General features: G+C 69.9%; 15 protein-coding genes and 1 riboswitch. Of the genes, 6 read left to right on the top strand and 9 right to left on the bottom strand.

From position 1 onward, the window contains the following. Positions 1 to 117: 117 nt before the first annotated feature. The 4 genes from LN042_RS07580 to LN042_RS07565 all read right to left on the bottom strand — a co-directional run bounded on the left by LN042_RS07580 (position 118) and on the right by LN042_RS07565 (position 5,041). A complete protein-coding gene (locus tag LN042_RS07580; protein WP_230049715.1) occupies positions 118 to 1,884 on the bottom strand; it encodes an ABC transporter substrate-binding protein in 1,767 nt (588 codons plus the stop codon). 59 nt (positions 1,885 to 1,943) lie between these two features. Continuing rightward, positions 1,944 to 2,942 carry an ABC transporter permease gene (locus tag LN042_RS07575; RefSeq protein ID WP_230049713.1) on the bottom strand — a complete coding sequence of 333 codons (999 nt, stop codon included), beginning with the start codon at positions 2,940 to 2,942 and terminating at the stop codon, positions 1,944 to 1,946. Between the two features lie 404 nt (positions 2,943 to 3,346). Further along, positions 3,347 to 4,207, bottom strand: a complete 861-nt coding sequence (locus LN042_RS07570; RefSeq protein WP_372495686.1) for an enhanced serine sensitivity protein SseB C-terminal domain-containing protein — start codon at positions 4,205 to 4,207, stop codon at positions 3,347 to 3,349. A gap of 36 nt (positions 4,208 to 4,243) precedes the next feature. Further along, on the bottom strand, positions 4,244 to 5,041 hold the full coding sequence (locus LN042_RS07565) for an enhanced serine sensitivity protein SseB (protein ID WP_230049711.1): 798 nt from the start codon (positions 5,039 to 5,041) through the stop codon (positions 4,244 to 4,246). Between the two features lie 187 nt (positions 5,042 to 5,228). Then, positions 5,229 to 5,332, top strand: a riboswitch (glycine riboswitch). Positions 5,333 to 5,511: 179 nt separating this feature from the next. Between LN042_RS07565 and gcvT the strand changes: the two genes are divergently transcribed. The 4 genes from gcvT to LN042_RS07545 all read left to right on the top strand — a co-directional run bounded on the left by gcvT (position 5,512) and on the right by LN042_RS07545 (position 9,966). Next, positions 5,512 to 6,630: a glycine cleavage system aminomethyltransferase GcvT gene (gcvT, locus tag LN042_RS07560; RefSeq protein WP_230049709.1), complete on the top strand. Its 1,119-nt coding sequence runs from the start codon at positions 5,512 to 5,514 to the stop codon at positions 6,628 to 6,630. Between the two features lie 85 nt (positions 6,631 to 6,715). Next, positions 6,716 to 7,096 (top strand): glycine cleavage system protein GcvH, encoded by a 381-nt coding sequence (gene gcvH / locus LN042_RS07555; protein WP_230049707.1) that lies wholly within the window; start codon positions 6,716 to 6,718, stop codon positions 7,094 to 7,096. Positions 7,097 to 7,172: 76 nt separating this feature from the next. Continuing rightward, positions 7,173 to 8,441 carry a serine hydroxymethyltransferase gene (glyA, locus tag LN042_RS07550; RefSeq protein WP_230049705.1) on the top strand — a complete coding sequence of 423 codons (1,269 nt, stop codon included), beginning with the start codon at positions 7,173 to 7,175 and terminating at the stop codon, positions 8,439 to 8,441. Between the two features lie 157 nt (positions 8,442 to 8,598). Then, positions 8,599 to 9,966 (top strand): L-serine ammonia-lyase, encoded by a 1,368-nt coding sequence (locus tag LN042_RS07545; RefSeq protein WP_230049703.1) that lies wholly within the window; start codon positions 8,599 to 8,601, stop codon positions 9,964 to 9,966. Positions 9,967 to 10,232: 266 nt separating this feature from the next. Here the strand turns inward: LN042_RS07545 and LN042_RS07540 are convergent, their stop codons facing one another. The 3 genes from LN042_RS07540 to LN042_RS07530 form a co-directional block, all read right to left on the bottom strand. After that, a complete protein-coding gene (locus tag LN042_RS07540) occupies positions 10,233 to 10,427 on the bottom strand; it encodes a hypothetical protein (protein ID WP_230049701.1) in 195 nt (64 codons plus the stop codon). A gap of 196 nt (positions 10,428 to 10,623) precedes the next feature. Further along, entirely contained in the window at positions 10,624 to 11,073 is a 450-nt protein-coding gene (locus tag LN042_RS07535) for a hypothetical protein (RefSeq protein ID WP_230049699.1), read from the bottom strand. 32 nt (positions 11,074 to 11,105) lie between these two features. Next, positions 11,106 to 11,336, bottom strand: a complete 231-nt coding sequence (locus tag LN042_RS07530) for a hypothetical protein (RefSeq protein WP_230049697.1) — start codon at positions 11,334 to 11,336, stop codon at positions 11,106 to 11,108. Positions 11,337 to 11,452: 116 nt separating this feature from the next. Here LN042_RS07530 and LN042_RS07525 point away from each other — a divergent pair, with 116 nt between their 5' ends. Together LN042_RS07525 and cyaB are read left to right on the top strand one after the other, a co-directional pair. After that, on the top strand, positions 11,453 to 12,241 hold the full coding sequence (locus tag LN042_RS07525; protein WP_230049695.1) for a helix-turn-helix domain-containing protein: 789 nt from the start codon (positions 11,453 to 11,455) through the stop codon (positions 12,239 to 12,241). 43 nt (positions 12,242 to 12,284) lie between these two features. After that, on the top strand, positions 12,285 to 12,845 hold the full coding sequence (gene cyaB, locus LN042_RS07520; RefSeq protein WP_230049693.1) for a class IV adenylate cyclase: 561 nt from the start codon (positions 12,285 to 12,287) through the stop codon (positions 12,843 to 12,845). Between the two features lie 150 nt (positions 12,846 to 12,995). Here the strand turns inward: cyaB and LN042_RS07515 are convergent, their stop codons facing one another. Then, positions 12,996 to 13,793 (bottom strand): hypothetical protein, encoded by a 798-nt coding sequence (locus tag LN042_RS07515; protein ID WP_230049692.1) that lies wholly within the window; start codon positions 13,791 to 13,793, stop codon positions 12,996 to 12,998. 462 nt (positions 13,794 to 14,255) lie between these two features. After that, entirely contained in the window at positions 14,256 to 14,729 is a 474-nt protein-coding gene (locus tag LN042_RS07510; protein WP_372495685.1) for an ATP-binding protein, read from the bottom strand. Positions 14,730 to 14,830: the final 101 nt, after the last annotated feature.

Genomic DNA, 14,830 nt, shown 5'->3' with positions numbered 1-14,830 from the left:
GACCTGGATCCCGGTGGGGACCGGCGGTCGGGGCGGGGCTCCGCTCGCCTTCACCTGCCTTCAGGGATGGTGAGCCGGACTCTTACGTGGTGGGTCTCAACGACCCGGTGGTGCTGCTCAGTTGCTGTTGGTGGTACCGATGTTCAGGTAGTCGTACTCACCGCTGAACGCCGAGGTGGAGACCATGTTGGTGGAGCTGGCCGGGCGGTAGTTGAAGACCTTGAAGTCGGTCAGCGGCACGTAGACCGCGTCGTCCATGACCTGCTTGTCGACCTGGGCGTAGTCCTGGTTGCGGGCGTCCGCGGAGTTGTTGCTGGTCGCGTCGTCGAGCAGGCTGTTGACCTTCGGGTCGTTCAGCTGCGCCAGGTTGCTGTTGCCGGAGGCCTTGATCGCGCGGCCGTCGGTGATCTGCTGCAGGAAGCCCATGCCGGTCGGCCAGTCGGCGCCCCACTGCATCATCATCATGCCGACGCCGTGCTGGTTGATGAAGTCCGGCACACCCGCGTAGTCGGTGAAGTACTTGCCCTGCGGGTACTGCTGGATCTCCAGCTGGATGCCGACCTTGCCCAGCGCGCCCTGGATCGCGGTGGCGGCCTTGACCTCGGTGTCACGCTCGCTGCGCGCGGTGATCACGGTCTTGAAGCCGTCCGGGTGGCCGCAGGCCTTGAGCTCGGCCTTGGCCTTGTCCTCGTCGCCCTTGTTGCCGGGGGTGGCGTAGGTGTCGAAGTCCTGGTGGCCGGTGACGTCCGGCGGCAGGACGGTCGTGGCGATGTCACCGCGGATCGGGCCGCCCTCCGCGGTCTGCACCGCGACCTTGTCGATCGCGTACTCCACGGCCTTGCGGCAGTCGACGTTGTCCAGCGGCGCCACCTTGGTGTTGAGCGCCAGGTAGGCGAGCCGGCCACCGCCGGCGTTGTCGCTCTGCGCCTTCAGCTTGGGGTCCAGCAGGATCTTGGCCTGGGTCTGCGGGTCGACACCGCCGCCGACCAGGTCGACCTGGGCGTTGCCGGACATCAGGTCCTGGTCGATGGTCTGCTGGTCGATGTTCATCTTCAGCACGATCTTGTCCGCGAGCTGCTTGCGGAGCGGGTCGGTGCTCGCGTCCCAGTTGGTGTTGGGCACCAGCACGGCGCCCTTGCCGTCGTCGTACGACTGGAACTTGTAGGAGCCGCTGGAGACGATGTGCTTCACGTAGTTGGCGCCGTCGTCCTTGGCCTGCGGCACCGGGGCCGTGTCGGGCGCGCTGACCAGGTAGTCGAAGTCGGCGAACGGCTGCTTGAGGTGGAAGACGATGGTGGTGTCGTCCGGCGTCTCGATCGAGTGCAGGCCGGCCGGGTCCTTGTCCTTGTAAGGGCCCTGGTACGGCGTGGGGTTGTCGACCAGGTACTGCTGGAAGTAGGTCGGACCGTTGGACAGCACGTCGGGCGCGAAGTTGCTGCGCTCGATGGCGTACTTGACGTCCTTGGAGGTGATCGGGGTGCCGTCGTCGTACTTCAGGCCCGGGCGCAGCTTGTACGTCCAGGTCTTGCCGTCCGCGCTGACCTGGCCCATGCCCTGCGCCAGGTCCGGGGCCAGCTTGTTGCCCTGCGTACCGGGCGCGGGGGTGAAGGTGGTCAGCGAACGGGCGTACAGCCGCGAGAAGTTGTAGATGTAGGCGTAGTAGGTGTTCCCCGGGTCCAGCGAGTCCGGGGTGCCCTTCATCTCGTAGGTGACCGTGCCGCCCTTGTGGTCCGACGCGTTCACGATGCCCTTGGTGGCGGCGTTGGCACCCGCGGCGGACGAGGGTCCGCCGGTGGTGCCGCCCTTGCTGCTGCTGCAGCCGCTCACCACCAGCACGGCGGTGGCGGCCGCCGCGGCCAGGGCGAGGGTACGAGTACGGCGCATTGCTGGATCAACCCCTTGCAAGTGTGTCGGGTTAAACGAACTGAGTGGGACTCAGAGGATCAGTTGCTGCGCGGGTCGAGCGCGTCGCGCAGTCCGTCACCCAGCAGGTTGAAGGCGAGCACGGTGATGAAGATCGCCAGGCCCGGGACGATCAGGTACTCCGGGTCGACCTGGTAGTAGTTGATCGCGTCGTTCATCATCCCGCCCCAGGAGGACTGGGGCGGCTGGATGCCGACGCCGAGGAAGCTCAGGCCCGCCTCGAACAGGATGTTGGTCGGGATCAGCAGGGTCGAGTAGACCAGGATCGGGCCGACCAGGTTCGGCAGCAGCTCCTTGAACAGGATGAACGGGCCGCGGGCGCCCAGCGACCGGGCCGCGAAGACGAACTCCCGCTCGCGCAGCGAGAGCGTCTGGCCGCGCACGATCCGGCCCATGTAGGGCCAGTTGAAGAAGCCGATCACGAAGATCAGCACGCACAGGTGGAGCGGCAGGCCGTGCAGCCCGAAGGCGCCGCCCTGCAGCGAGGCCGAGATCGAGATGGCGAACAGCAGCAGCGGGAAGGCCAGGAAGGTGTCCATGACCCGGCTGATCGCGGTGTCCACCCAGCCGCCGTAGTAGCCGGCGATCACGCCGAGCACGGTGCCGATGGTGTTGGACAACAGGGTGGCGCCGAAGGCGACCAGCAGCGAGACCCAGGAGCCCTCGATGATCCGGGAGAGCAGGTCGCGCCCGAGTCCGGGGTCGATGCCCAGCAGGTGACTGCCGCTCATGCCGCCGAAGTCGCCGTTCGGCAGGCCGCCGAGGTCGGCGTTCAGCAGGTCGGGGTGCTGCGCGTTCGGGTCCAGGCCGAAGACCGATTCGATCGGCTTGGCCAGCACCGCGAGCAGCACCAGCAGGATGACCACGATCCCGCCGGCCATGGCCGCCTTGTCGCGCTTGAAGCGCAGCCAGGCGATCCGGCCGAGCGAGCGGCCCTCGATGCGGGTCTGCGGCGCGTCGGAGATCGGCGCCCCCGGTTCTCTCGGCGCGGCGGCGGTGGTGTCGGTCGGTGTGCTCATCAGCAGTTGGCGTCCCCTCGCCGACGGTCGTCGGCCCAAGGCAGCCCGAAAGCGGGCATGGCGGTGTCAGGTCCTGGTCAGAGCCTGCTTGCCATCCACTCGGGCTGCTCGGCTGGTGCGGTGCGCAGAACTCTTCACGTTCCCGCCAGTTCGGCGCCAGCCCCCATTGGTGAAGGATGCCCAACTGTGATCTACCGATTATCGAGATCCATAAACCCGCCAAGCGCACACCGGCACGGACCGCCTGACCCGGCAGGCTGTCGCGCAAGCTAGTTGACGTTGCGTCAGAAATGCTGTGGCGGCGGCATGGCAGTGCCCGGGCCGTTACCTACGACCCGGGCACCGGTAGTCAGGTTCCGCTCAAGTCCCTCTTGGGCGTTCGCCATTCGAACGAGGGTGTCCGCTCAGCGGCCGGTCCAGGGCTGCTGCGGCCACGGGCTCGGCGTCGGATAGCCGTAGCCGGTCGGCGCCGGGTACGGCGGTGCGGCCGGCGGCACAGTGGCCTCGCGGTGGTAGAACGGCCGGGCGTTGGCCCGCATCCAGAGCGCCACCGGGTCGTAGTCGTCACTCAGCGCCACGGTCGAGACGGCCAGCCCCTGCGGCGCCTGCGCGATGGCCCGCTGCATCAGCGCCCGCACCGCCTCCACGGCCGGCGGCGAGTTGTCGTACAGCTCCAGCCCGATCGCCAGGTAGGGGTCACCCAGCACCGGCCGCACCCAGGCCCGGCGCAGCGCCCGCACCGGACGCACGGAGGGCGCCTGGTGGTGCAGCAGCCCGAAGAACGCCTCGGTGCCGGGCACCTGGGGCTCGCTGAGCCGCAGCGGACCGGCGGGCAGGCGGTCCAGGCCGGCCGCCACCCGGCGCAGGTCTGCCCAGGGCACCCCGACCCCGCCACCGGGGGCGTGCGGGTTCAACCACAGGCCCCAGCGGGTGCGGTAGAGGGTGGTCGCGATCTCCTTGCCGCTGATCACCTCGTGCGCCCGGCTCCAACCGCTGGCGGTGAGCTGCTCGGGCGAGGTGACGGCCGGCGCGTAGCCGTGGCCGCCGATGTCCATGTTCCCGTACTGGGCGTCCGGGCTGCCCGGGCTGCCGTGCCAGAGCAGCATCCACACCCGGCCGGCCGACAGCTCCCGTAGCAGCTGCTCATAGGCCTCGAACCGGTCCGGGGCGACCTCCCCCAGGGCCCGCTCCAGGGTGCCCGGGTCGGCCCCCGGGACCGAGGCCGGGCTCCACGGCCCCGCTCCGCCCGTCGCTCCCGTCGTCACGGCACGCGCCCTTCTCTCGACTCGCCCATCGCCGGATCAACCCCGCTGGTAGAACGGGCGCACCTGGGTCAGCATCCAGTCCACCACCGGGTCCGCCGCCAGGTCCAGCAGCACGATGTGCACACCCCCGGGCAGCGGGGCCACCCCCAGCGCCCGGCCCAGCGCGGCGTTCGCCTCGCCCGGGTCGGCGGGCCAGGAGGGATCCAGCTGCACGCCGATGAACAGCACCGTCGGCTCGCCCTCCACCGAGGCCAGCGCCCGGCGGGCCGTCAGCACGCCCGGCAGCGCGGCCAGCTCGGCGCAGACGGCGGTCAGGAACGCCACCGGCTCCTCGGCCGGCTCCGGCTCGCGCAGCGCCACCCGGGCGCCCTCGCCGACCGGCGTGCCCGGTGCCCCGGCGGCCGGGTCCCAGCGCTGCTCGCGCGGCCCGCGGCGCAGCTCACCGACGCCCTCCGGCGGGATCGGGATGCCCACCGGCGCTTCGGGGTTGACGGCGACGCCGAGTCCCAGCGGCAGCCCGCGGGCGAACTCCCAGGCCGGGGCGACCGCGCAGGACATGCCCGGCGCGTGCCGGACGAACTGCTCCTCGGAGGAGAACACCGGGACGTAACGGGCCCCGGCCAGCTCGATGGTCGGCAGGTCGAGCGCCTGACCGGACGGATCGGCGCCGACCGGCAGCGGGATCCACACCTGACTGCGCGCCAGCACCTCGATCACCCGGGGCGTCGCACCCGGGTCCCCGATCGCCGCGCTGAGCACCTGTTCCAGCTCGTTCGCCGGCCACCCGCCGCCGGCCGGCGGCTGCCCCGGCTCGGCCCACGCGGGCGCGGGCACGGCAAACCCCTGAGTCTCCACCGGAGCAGACTACTAGGCGGCGGCCCGCCGACTGGCCACTGTGCCGCCCCGGGCACCGCCCCCTCTCCCGCCGGGCGAACAGGCATGCGATGATGTGGCCGACCACGCCGATGCGCGTGCTCAACGGCCGAATCCTGCTTTTCGACAAAACTTCATACTGGCCGCTCGAACCCGCGCGGGAGAGTCCGGAGGTGCCGCACGGCACGGACCGGCGCCGAAGGAGCAAGTCCTCCCCGGAATCTCTCAGGCACCCGATACCGCGTGGGCGAGGCCAATCTGGAAAGTGGAACACGGCCGTGCCGTGCGCCCACCCACGGTGCAAGCCGGGCCATGCTGGTCGCGGTGAAGCTCTCAGGTTGTGACGACAGACGGGGAGACTCCACCGTCCCCGCTTGCCCGCCGTCGGGCAGGAGGGGTCCACCTGCCTGTTACAGACCGGGAGTCCCGCCATGTCCCCGCGCCTGACCGCGCTCGACGCCCTGCACCGCGCCCTCGGGGCGACCATGACCGACTTCGCCGGCTGGGACATGCCGCTGCGTTACGGCAGCGAGCGCGAGGAGCACCTCGCCGTCCGCACCAAGGCCGGTCTCTTCGACCTCTCGCACATGGGCGAGATCACCGTCTCCGGCCCGCAGGCCGGCGAGCTGCTCGACCACGCGCTGGTCGGCTTCATCTCCGCCCTCGGCGTGCTGCGCGCCCGCTACACCATGATCTGCCGGGAGGACGGCGGCATCCTGGACGACCTGATCGTCTACCGCACCGCCGACGACGAGTACATGGTGGTCGCCAACGCCTCCAACGCCCAGGTGGTGCTGGACGCGCTGACCGAGCGCGCCGCCGGCTTCGACGCCGTGGTGCGCGACGACCGCGACGCCTACGCGCTGCTCGCCGTCCAGGGCCCGGCCGCGAACGCGATCCTCTCCTCGGTCACCGACGCCGACCTGCCGGGCCTGAAGTACTACGCGCTGCTGCCCGCCACCGTCGCCGGCAAGCAGGTCTGGCTGGCCCGCACCGGCTACACCGGCGAGGACGGCTTCGAGATCTTCTGCACCCCCGCCGACGCCGAGCACCTGTGGCACGCCCTCACCGAGGCCGGCGCCCCGCACGGCCTGGTCCCGGCCGGCCTGTCCTGCCGCGACACGCTGCGCCTGGAGGCCGGCATGCCGCTCTACGGGCACGAGCTGGACACCTCGCTGACCCCGTTCGACGCCGGCCTGGGCCGCGTCGTCCGGTTCGACAAGACCACCAACGGCGGCGACTTCGTCGGCCGCGAGGCGCTGGAGGCGGCCGCCGCCCAGGCCGAGGCCAAGGCGCCGCGCAAGCTGGTCGGCCTGGTCTCCGAGGGCAAGCGGGTGCCGCGCGCCGAGTACGCCGTGGTCGACGCCGAGGGCAACCCGATCGGCCGGATCACCTCCGGCGCCCCCTCCCCGACCCTGGGCAAGCCGATCGCCATCGCCTACCTGGACGCCGCCCACGCGGCCCCCGGCACCGCCGTCGCGGTGGACGTGCGCGGCAAGCACGAGCCGGTCGAGGTCGTCGCGCTGCCGTTCTACAAGCGCGCCCGCTGATCCCGTCCCCCACCGTCCGCCGGACCGCGGTCCACTGGGCGGACCGCTTCCGCACACCCGCTTCCCGTTAATGGAGAATGAGCACATGAGCAACCCGCAGAACCTGCAGTACAGCAAGGAGCACGAGTGGCTGACGGCCGCCGACGCTGACGGCGTGTCGACCGTGGGCATCACCGAGCACGCGGCCGGCGCGCTGGGCGACATCGTCTACGTGGACCTGCCGGCCGTGGGTGACACCGTGACCGCCGGCGAGACCTGCGGCGAGCTCGAGTCCACCAAGTCGGTCAGCGACCTGTACTCGCCGGCCAGCGGCGAGGTCGTCGCGGTCAACGAGGACGTCGTGGCCGAGCCGGCGAAGGTCAACTCGGAGGCCTTCACCGGTGGCTGGCTGTTCAAGGTCAAGGTCACCGAGGCGCAGGCCGACCTCATGACCGCCGACGAGTACACCGCCTTCACCGGTTCCTGACCGCACGCCGGGCGGCCGCAGCGCGGCGGCCGCCCGCCCCGGTCCCCCAGCACCTGCCCCACGGGAAGACGCCACCATGACGGTTCTCAACCAGTCCCTCCACGCCCTCGACCCGGAGATCGCGGCCGCGGTCGACGCCGAGCTGCACCGCCAGCAGTCCACCCTGGAAATGATCGCCTCCGAGAACTTCGCCCCGGTGGCGGTCATGGAGGCCCAGGGGTCGGTGCTGACCAACAAGTACGCCGAGGGCTACCCCGGCAAGCGCTACTACGGCGGCTGCGAGCACGTCGACGTGGTCGAGCAGATCGCCATCGACCGGATCAAGGCGCTGTTCGGCGCCGAGGCCGCCAACGTCCAGCCGCACTCGGGCGCGCAGGCCAACGCCGCGGCGATGTTCGCGCTGATCCAGCCGGGCGACACCATCCTGGGCCTGAACCTGGCCCACGGCGGTCACCTGACCCACGGCATGAAGATCAACTTCTCCGGCAAGCTCTACAACGTGGTGGCCTACCACGTCGACGAGAAGACCAATCTGGTCGACATGGAGGAGGTGGAGCGCCTGGCCAAGGAGCACCAGCCCAAGCTGATCGTGGCCGGCTGGTCCGCCTACCCGCGCCAGCTCGACTTCGCCGAGTTCCGCCGGATCGCCGACGAGGTCGGCGCCTACCTGATGGTGGACATGGCGCACTTCGCCGGCCTGGTCGCGGCCGGCCTGCACCCGTCCCCGGTCCCCTACGCGGACGTGGTCACCACCACCACCCACAAGACCCTGGGCGGCCCGCGCGGCGGTGTGATCCTCTCCAAGGCCGAGCTGGCCAAGAAGATCAACTCCGCGGTCTTCCCCGGCCAGCAGGGCGGCCCGCTGGAGCACGTGATCGCCGGCAAGGCGGTGGCCTTCAAGGTCGCGGCCTCCGAGGAGTTCAAGGAGCGCCAGCAGCGCACCCTGGAGGGCGCCAAGATCCTGGCCGCCCGCCTGCTCCAGGACGACGCCAAGGCGGCCGGTGTCTCGGTCCTCTCCGGCGGCACCGACGTCCACCTGGTCCTGGTCGACCTGCGCAACAGCGAGCTCAACGGCCAGGACGCCGAGGACCGCCTGCACGAGGTCGGCATCACGGTCAACCGCAACGCGGTGCCGAACGACCCGCGCCCGCCGATGGTCACCTCCGGCCTGCGGATCGGCACCCCGGCGCTGGCCACCCGCGGCTTCCAGGCCGAGGACTTCACCGAGGTCGCCGACATCATCGCCGAGGCGCTGCTGCCGGGCTTCGACGAGGCCAAGGTCGCCGCGCTGCGCACCCGGGTGACCGCGCTGGCCGAGAAGTACCCGCTCTACCCGGAGCTCTAGGCACCACCCCGCGCCGTGGCCGACGTCACCCCCGTCGGCCCGGCACGTTCCCCCGGGGCACCGCGCACACTGGAACGTGAGCCGGTGCCCCGCACCATGTCAGCAACGTAGTTCCGCACCTTTTTCCGGTCCACGAGACCAGACAAGGACGTCCCCCGTGGCCATCAGCGTCTTCGACCTCTTCTCCATCGGCATCGGCCCCTCGAGCTCCCACACCGTCGGTCCGATGCGCGCCGCCCGGATGTTCGCCCGCCGACTGCGCTCCGAGGACGTGCTCGACCAGGTCGCCTCGGTCAAGGCCGAGCTGTTCGGCTCGCTCGGCGCCACCGGCCACGGCCACGGCACTCCCAAGGCGGTGCTGCTCGGCCTGGAGGGCAAGTCCCCGCGCACCGTGGACGTCGCCAAGGCCGACCTCGACGTGGAGCGGATCAAGGAGACCAAGCGGATCGCGCTGCTCGGTGTCCACCTGATCGACTTCGACCCCGACCTGCAGGTGGTGCTGCACCGCCGCAAGTCGCTGCCGTACCACGCCAACGGCATGACCCTGGTCGCCCACGACGCCTCCGGTGCCGAGCTGCTCACCAAGACCTACTACTCGGTCGGCGGCGGCTTCGTGGTGGACGAGGACGCGATCGGGGCCGACCGGGTGGTGCCGGACGACACCCAGCTGCGCTACCCGTTCCGCACCGGCGAGGAACTGCTCCGGCTCACCCGGGAGACCGGCCTGTCGATCTCCGGCCTGATGCTGGAGAACGAGAAGGCCTGGCGCACCGAGGAGGAGATCCGGGCCGGGCTGCTGGAGATCTGGTCGGTGATGAAGGAGTGCGTGTCGGCCGGCATGTCCCGCGAGGGCATCCTGCCGGGCGGCCTCAAGGTGCGCCGCCGGGCGGCGGCCGCGGCCCGGGCGCTGCGCGCCGAGGGCATCGGCCCGGCCAACGCCATGGAGTGGGTGACCCTCTACGCGATGGCGGTCAACGAGGAGAACGCCTCCGGCCAGCGGGTGGTCACCGCTCCCACCAACGGCGCGGCCGGCATCATCCCGGCCGTCCTGCACTACTACCAGAACTTCGTACCGGGCGCCGATGACGAGGGCATCGTCCGGTTCCTGCTGGCGGCCGGTGCGATCGGCATGCTCTTCAAGGAGAACGCCTCCATCTCCGGAGCCGAGGTGGGCTGCCAGGGCGAGGTCGGCTCGGCCTGCTCGATGGCGGCCGGCGGCCTCGCCGAGGTGCTCGGCGGCACCCCCGAGCAGGTGGAGAACGCCGCCGAGATCGGCATCGAGCACAACCTCGGCCTCACCTGCGACCCGGTCGGCGGCCTGGTTCAGATCCCCTGCATCGAGCGCAACGGCATGGCCTCGGTCAAGGCCGTCACCGCCGCCCGGATGGCCCTGCGCGGCGACGGCCGCCACCACGTCTCCCTCGACAAGGCGATCAAGACCATGAAGGAGACCGGCGCCGACATGAAGATCAAGTACAAGGAGACCAGCCGCGGCGGCCTCGCGGTCAACGTCATCGAGTGCTGATGCGGAGTTCGCTCGCCCCGATCGGACGCTGTGCCTGACACGACTAAACGAGCGGCCCGCAGGGCCTCTTCCTCGACCTCGGCTGCGCGGGAGAGATTGCAGTGCGTGATCCCGTTTGCCGATGACGGAGGCGCCTGCGGACGGGACCGGCTCCCCGTGCCAGGCAACGCCCGTGTGCCGACGCGGAGTCGGCCCCTCCCTCAGTCATGGAGGGGCCGCAACCCGCAAAACACCCATTCTCCGCAGGGGCTTTTGGGTCGCCTGAGCTAGGAGGCGGTGATGTCGACGCTGGCCACGATCCCAAGGTGCACCTTCTTCATCAGGCGCAGTGTGGCCTCCATCTCGCGCTCACTGGCACGGGTGAGCTCGGCCGCCTGACGGGCCAGCTCGCGTCCAAGGGAGCGCAGCTCGGACAGAGCTGCGGCTTGGTCGAAGGACTGGGCCAGGATCACGGTGCTCACTGTGTTTTCCTTTCGGTTCACGCCGGTTGGAGGTTCCCACCCCTTGCATACGGCGGCGAGAGGGAGGTCTAGGGCGCAACGGGGCGAGGGGCCGCTCGCCGCTGGTGACGAGCACGGTTGCGGGGAGAGTCTGGTGGGCCCGGTTCACTGCCACGACAGAGTCCCGGGAGCACGAGTCAGGCAGGGGCCAGGGCATTCACCGGGCGCCGCCGGGCAGTTCGCGCCCGATGGCGGCCGCCAGCATCGCGGGCGGCGTCAATGCACCGGTGATCTCAGGCCAGTACACCCAGTCGGCCGGCCACGCATCGGTGACGTCCGGGCTCGGGACAGCAAGGTAGTCACCGTGGGAGAAGAACCGGACCTCAAGGACCGTGGACCAGCGAGCGATGGGCTCCGTCTCAATCGCCACTAGCCAGTACAGGTTGCGGGCTCGCCGGTCCAGCAGCACGGGCCCGATGGCTCCCTGACCGTCTCCGGTGAGGAGACGGCCGAGGACCCGCGAGCCGATGCGCTCGGGAACTCGCACGACATCCCACCGGGCCCCGCACGGCAGCGGCTGCGGCCGGCCCGGCTCGTCGCCCCACGCGATCACGACATCGTGCCGCAGCGAGCCAGCGGCACCGGCCAGCCAAGTGGCGGCCGGCATGGCGGCCCGCTGCCCGGCCTGCGTCCGTGTCGTCACCGGTCCTCCATCTGCTCGGCGACGTGCTGCAGCTGGCAGTCAGCGCACCGCCACACGCGTTCGTCCCGCACCGCGCAGGGCGGCACGCGGACCGTCCGCAGCTCGCCACGGAACGGTGCGTCCAGTTTGCCGCAGCCAGTGCACGGAAAGTGATCCAGCCTCAGGAGTGCCCCCACGAGCGGCAGCCCGGTGGCGGGCTGCGGCACGGGCGCCGCAAGGTCTTCCATGCCCCAAGGTTCGACTGACAGAACGTCAGCATCGATACCCGCAGGGTAATCTCACCGTGAGATGCTCTTCGAGGCAGACCGAGGACACTGTGACCACAGCTCTCATGCCCCTCGCCGTGCCGGACCTCACCTGGCAACACTCCGAAGCCCAGCGCGCGCTCCGCAACCGCGACATGGGCGCCCTCTTTCGTCTGGTTCAGCACCACACCGGAGCCAGCCAAGCCCGACTCGGAACAGCTGTCGGGATGAACCAGGGCCGCGTCAACGAGATCATGAACGGGCGTCGGGCGATCTCAGGCTTGGACGTCTTCGAGCGGATCGCCGAGGGGCTCGCAATGCCCGATCAAGCGCGGCACCTCCTCGGTCTCGCGCCCCGGCGTGAGAAACACAGCAGCGGCGCGGCGTTCGATCTGGCCGCCTTTCCCGAAGTCGTACGCGTCTACAGCGACCAGGGCACCGCAGCCCTCGAGATCCAGCGGGCCGCACGCGCCGCCCACGAGATCGACGTACTCGCAGTCCGCGGCCTCGGCCTCCTCGGGCTACGCGATTCCCTCCTGCGCCCGCACCTCGATCGCGACGGAGACCCGCCACCCCGGCTGCGCGTCCTCCTGCTCAATCCCGACGGCACCGCGGCGGCCCAGCGTGCCGCCGAGATCGGTGAGTCTGCGGAGTCCCTCGCGAGCGGTGTCCTGCTCGCAGAGGCACGCCTGCGAGAGCTCCGTGCAACGGGCGGCAGCGTGGAGGTCTACCGATACAGCCCTTCCGGTCTGGCGCATCATCAGGCTGGACACCACCCTCTATGTGGCCAGCTTCTCCGCTGTCTGGGAAGGGCACGAGTCCGCCACGTACAAGCTGGTTGCCACGCCGCAAGGCCCCTTGTACAGCGGGTTCCGCAGACTGTTTGATGCGATGCTGACGGACGCGCACCGGGTCATCTGAGGAGGAGACATGGCGATCGAGGCCGAGCTGAAGGCAGTCGTTCGAGACCCCGAAGGCGTGATGGAGACCCTGGAAAAGACCTACGGGCCTGGCCGGCCGGAGGTGTACAAGGACACTTACTACGACACCGCTGGTGGGGCGCTCGGGGCCGGCGATCGCGAGCTACGGATCCGCACCGTGCACTCGGCGGATGACACCAGGACCGTCCTGACCTACAAGGGAGCCCGAGTGGACGAGGTCTCGGGTTCCAAGCCGGAGCACGAGACCCGCGTTGAGGATGCGGCGGAGGCGCACGCGATCCTCCGCGGGCTCGGCTACACGCCAGCGATCCAGTTCGAGAAGCGCTGCCGGAACTACACCGTCGCGGCTGGCACCCGGCGCTTCCTGGCAACACTGGTGCGCGTGCCTGAACTGAACGGCACGTTCATCGAACTGGAGACAAGCGCTGAGACCGAGGCCGAACTGCCCGAGGCTCTCGCGGCTGTTCGGAGCCTCCTCACTGATCTTGGAATCGCTGACGAGGACTTCACGGCGGAGCTTTACACGGACGCGGTGGCCGCCGCGCGCTGATACCGTGCCCCCTGTCCATTCAACGTGGGGGCGACCAATGCCCCCACGCACAGCCGCCCGAGTGTACGAGCGATAGTGGCAGCACATACCGCCAGCCATTCCATCCGGCTGCCCCCAGGTTGGCGTCGCGCTCAAGCAGCAGGCGTCTGCCTACTCCGGAGCAGCAGTATCGGCCGCCGAGCCCTCGTCCCCCGTACGGAACTTCGGGAGCCGACGCATGCCAGCCGAGGAGAGGCGCGTCAGGGCATAGGGGATCAGCATCAGCAGCACCACCACGGGCAGCACCACCACGGTCGCCATGTCCGAGCCCAGTTCGAGTGCCTTCACTGCGGTCAGTGCCCCACATCCGATGGTGAAGGACAGGATGTGCGCGATCAGGTACCGCCAAGGGATTCGCTGCTCCTCCTGCGCTTCTTCCAGGCTCCGCCCAACCTCCTCACTGACCATCGCGTAGTAGCTCTGGCGCTGCATCACCGCCAGCAGGTGAACGACCCGGTCGACCAGGGGCGCGAGCGGCGCGCCTTCGCCGTATGAGGCGTCCAAAGCGTCATCCAGTTCTGCCGCCATACCTGCCACCTGGCCCGACAGACGCCGCCGCCGCTTGTCCGAGCGGGTCACACCGAACCTGGCGAACGCCGCGAGCGCACTGTTCAGCTTGATGACACTGTCATCCAGCACCACAAGGTCGAGCACCGCAGGGTGATCGAGCCGTTTGCCGCACGCCTCCAGGACGCGCACCGCGGCAACCACGACAAGGTCTGGACTGTGCCCCCGTCGCAAAGCAATGTCATCCACACGGAGCGCAAGAGAACACAGCGCCGCCAGCGCCAGTGCAGGGACCATGACCCAGAGGAAGGCCATTGCGCTTGCGTCAGCCTTCACAGTGATCAAGCCACTGATGAACAGCCCGGCCAACACCACTACAGCCACTGGCAAGACCAGCAGCACCTGTTCCTTGTTCGCGAGGTCCCAGGCAGCAAGTTGCCTTACAAGCGCCCTGTCAGGCGCCTGTACGCCACACGCTTCAGTAGCTGCTTTCACCCGCCGGTACGCCCGAAGCGAGCGGCGTAGGGCTTGCCGCTCGAACAGGTCACATCGACGTAGCAGAAACCCTCGCCTCGGCAGCCCACCGGCCACCCCCGCCAACCCAAAGGCTGCCACTGGCATGGCCCCGAACAGTCCGAGGGATACGACTGCCGGAAACACTCGCAGTAACGCCCCGCTGACGCCGTTCATCCTCAACCTCCACGTCTTCCCCGACAGGCGATCAAGACCATGAAGGAGACCGGCGCCGACATGAAGATCCAGTACAAGGAGACCAGCCGCGGCGGCCTCGCGGTCAACGTCATCGATTGCTGATCACTCAACGGTGGCCCGTGCTGTGATGACGGCACGGGCCCCGGTGGCCGCTCAGGTCCGTTCACGAACCTTGAGTTCGAACCAGACGCCCTTGCCGCGCGGCAGCAGATCGGCGCCCCAGCGGTCGGCCAGGGTGTCCACCACGGTGAGGCCGCGGCCGTACTCGGTCAGGCTGGGCTCGGCGACGATCAGGCAGGGCAGCGCCCGCGAGGAGTCGCGCACCTCCACCTTCAACCAGCCCGGCCGGCGTTGCAGTTTGAGTCCGATGGTCCGCCCGCCGGTGTGCCGGACCGCGTTGGCCACCAGCTCGGCGGTGAGTAACTCACCGATCTCCAGCAGCTGGTGAAGGCCCCAGGACTGCAGCACCGAGAGCACCAGCCGCCGGGCCAGCGGGCCCGACTCGACCCGGGCGGGCAGCCGCACCTCCTCGGCGCCCGCGGGGTCGCGCAGCCGGGGCAGCACGGCCCGCTCCAACTCCCATGCGGAGAGGCGCTCCAGGGCGGCCAGCGAGGACCGCCCGGGCACCGGTGGGGCATCAGCCGCCAGACTGAGCCCGAGATGTGATGACTGATCGACTTCGCCCCATCCCGCCATGCCCACCATCATTGCGGTTCGCACCCGCCCGC

This window comes from Kitasatospora humi (genome assembly GCF_020907985.1).
GTDB lineage: Bacteria > Actinomycetota > Actinomycetes > Streptomycetales > Streptomycetaceae > Kitasatospora > Kitasatospora humi.
Note: the sequence above shows the minus strand (reverse complement) of the source record. Positions and strands in the feature narration are given on the sequence as shown.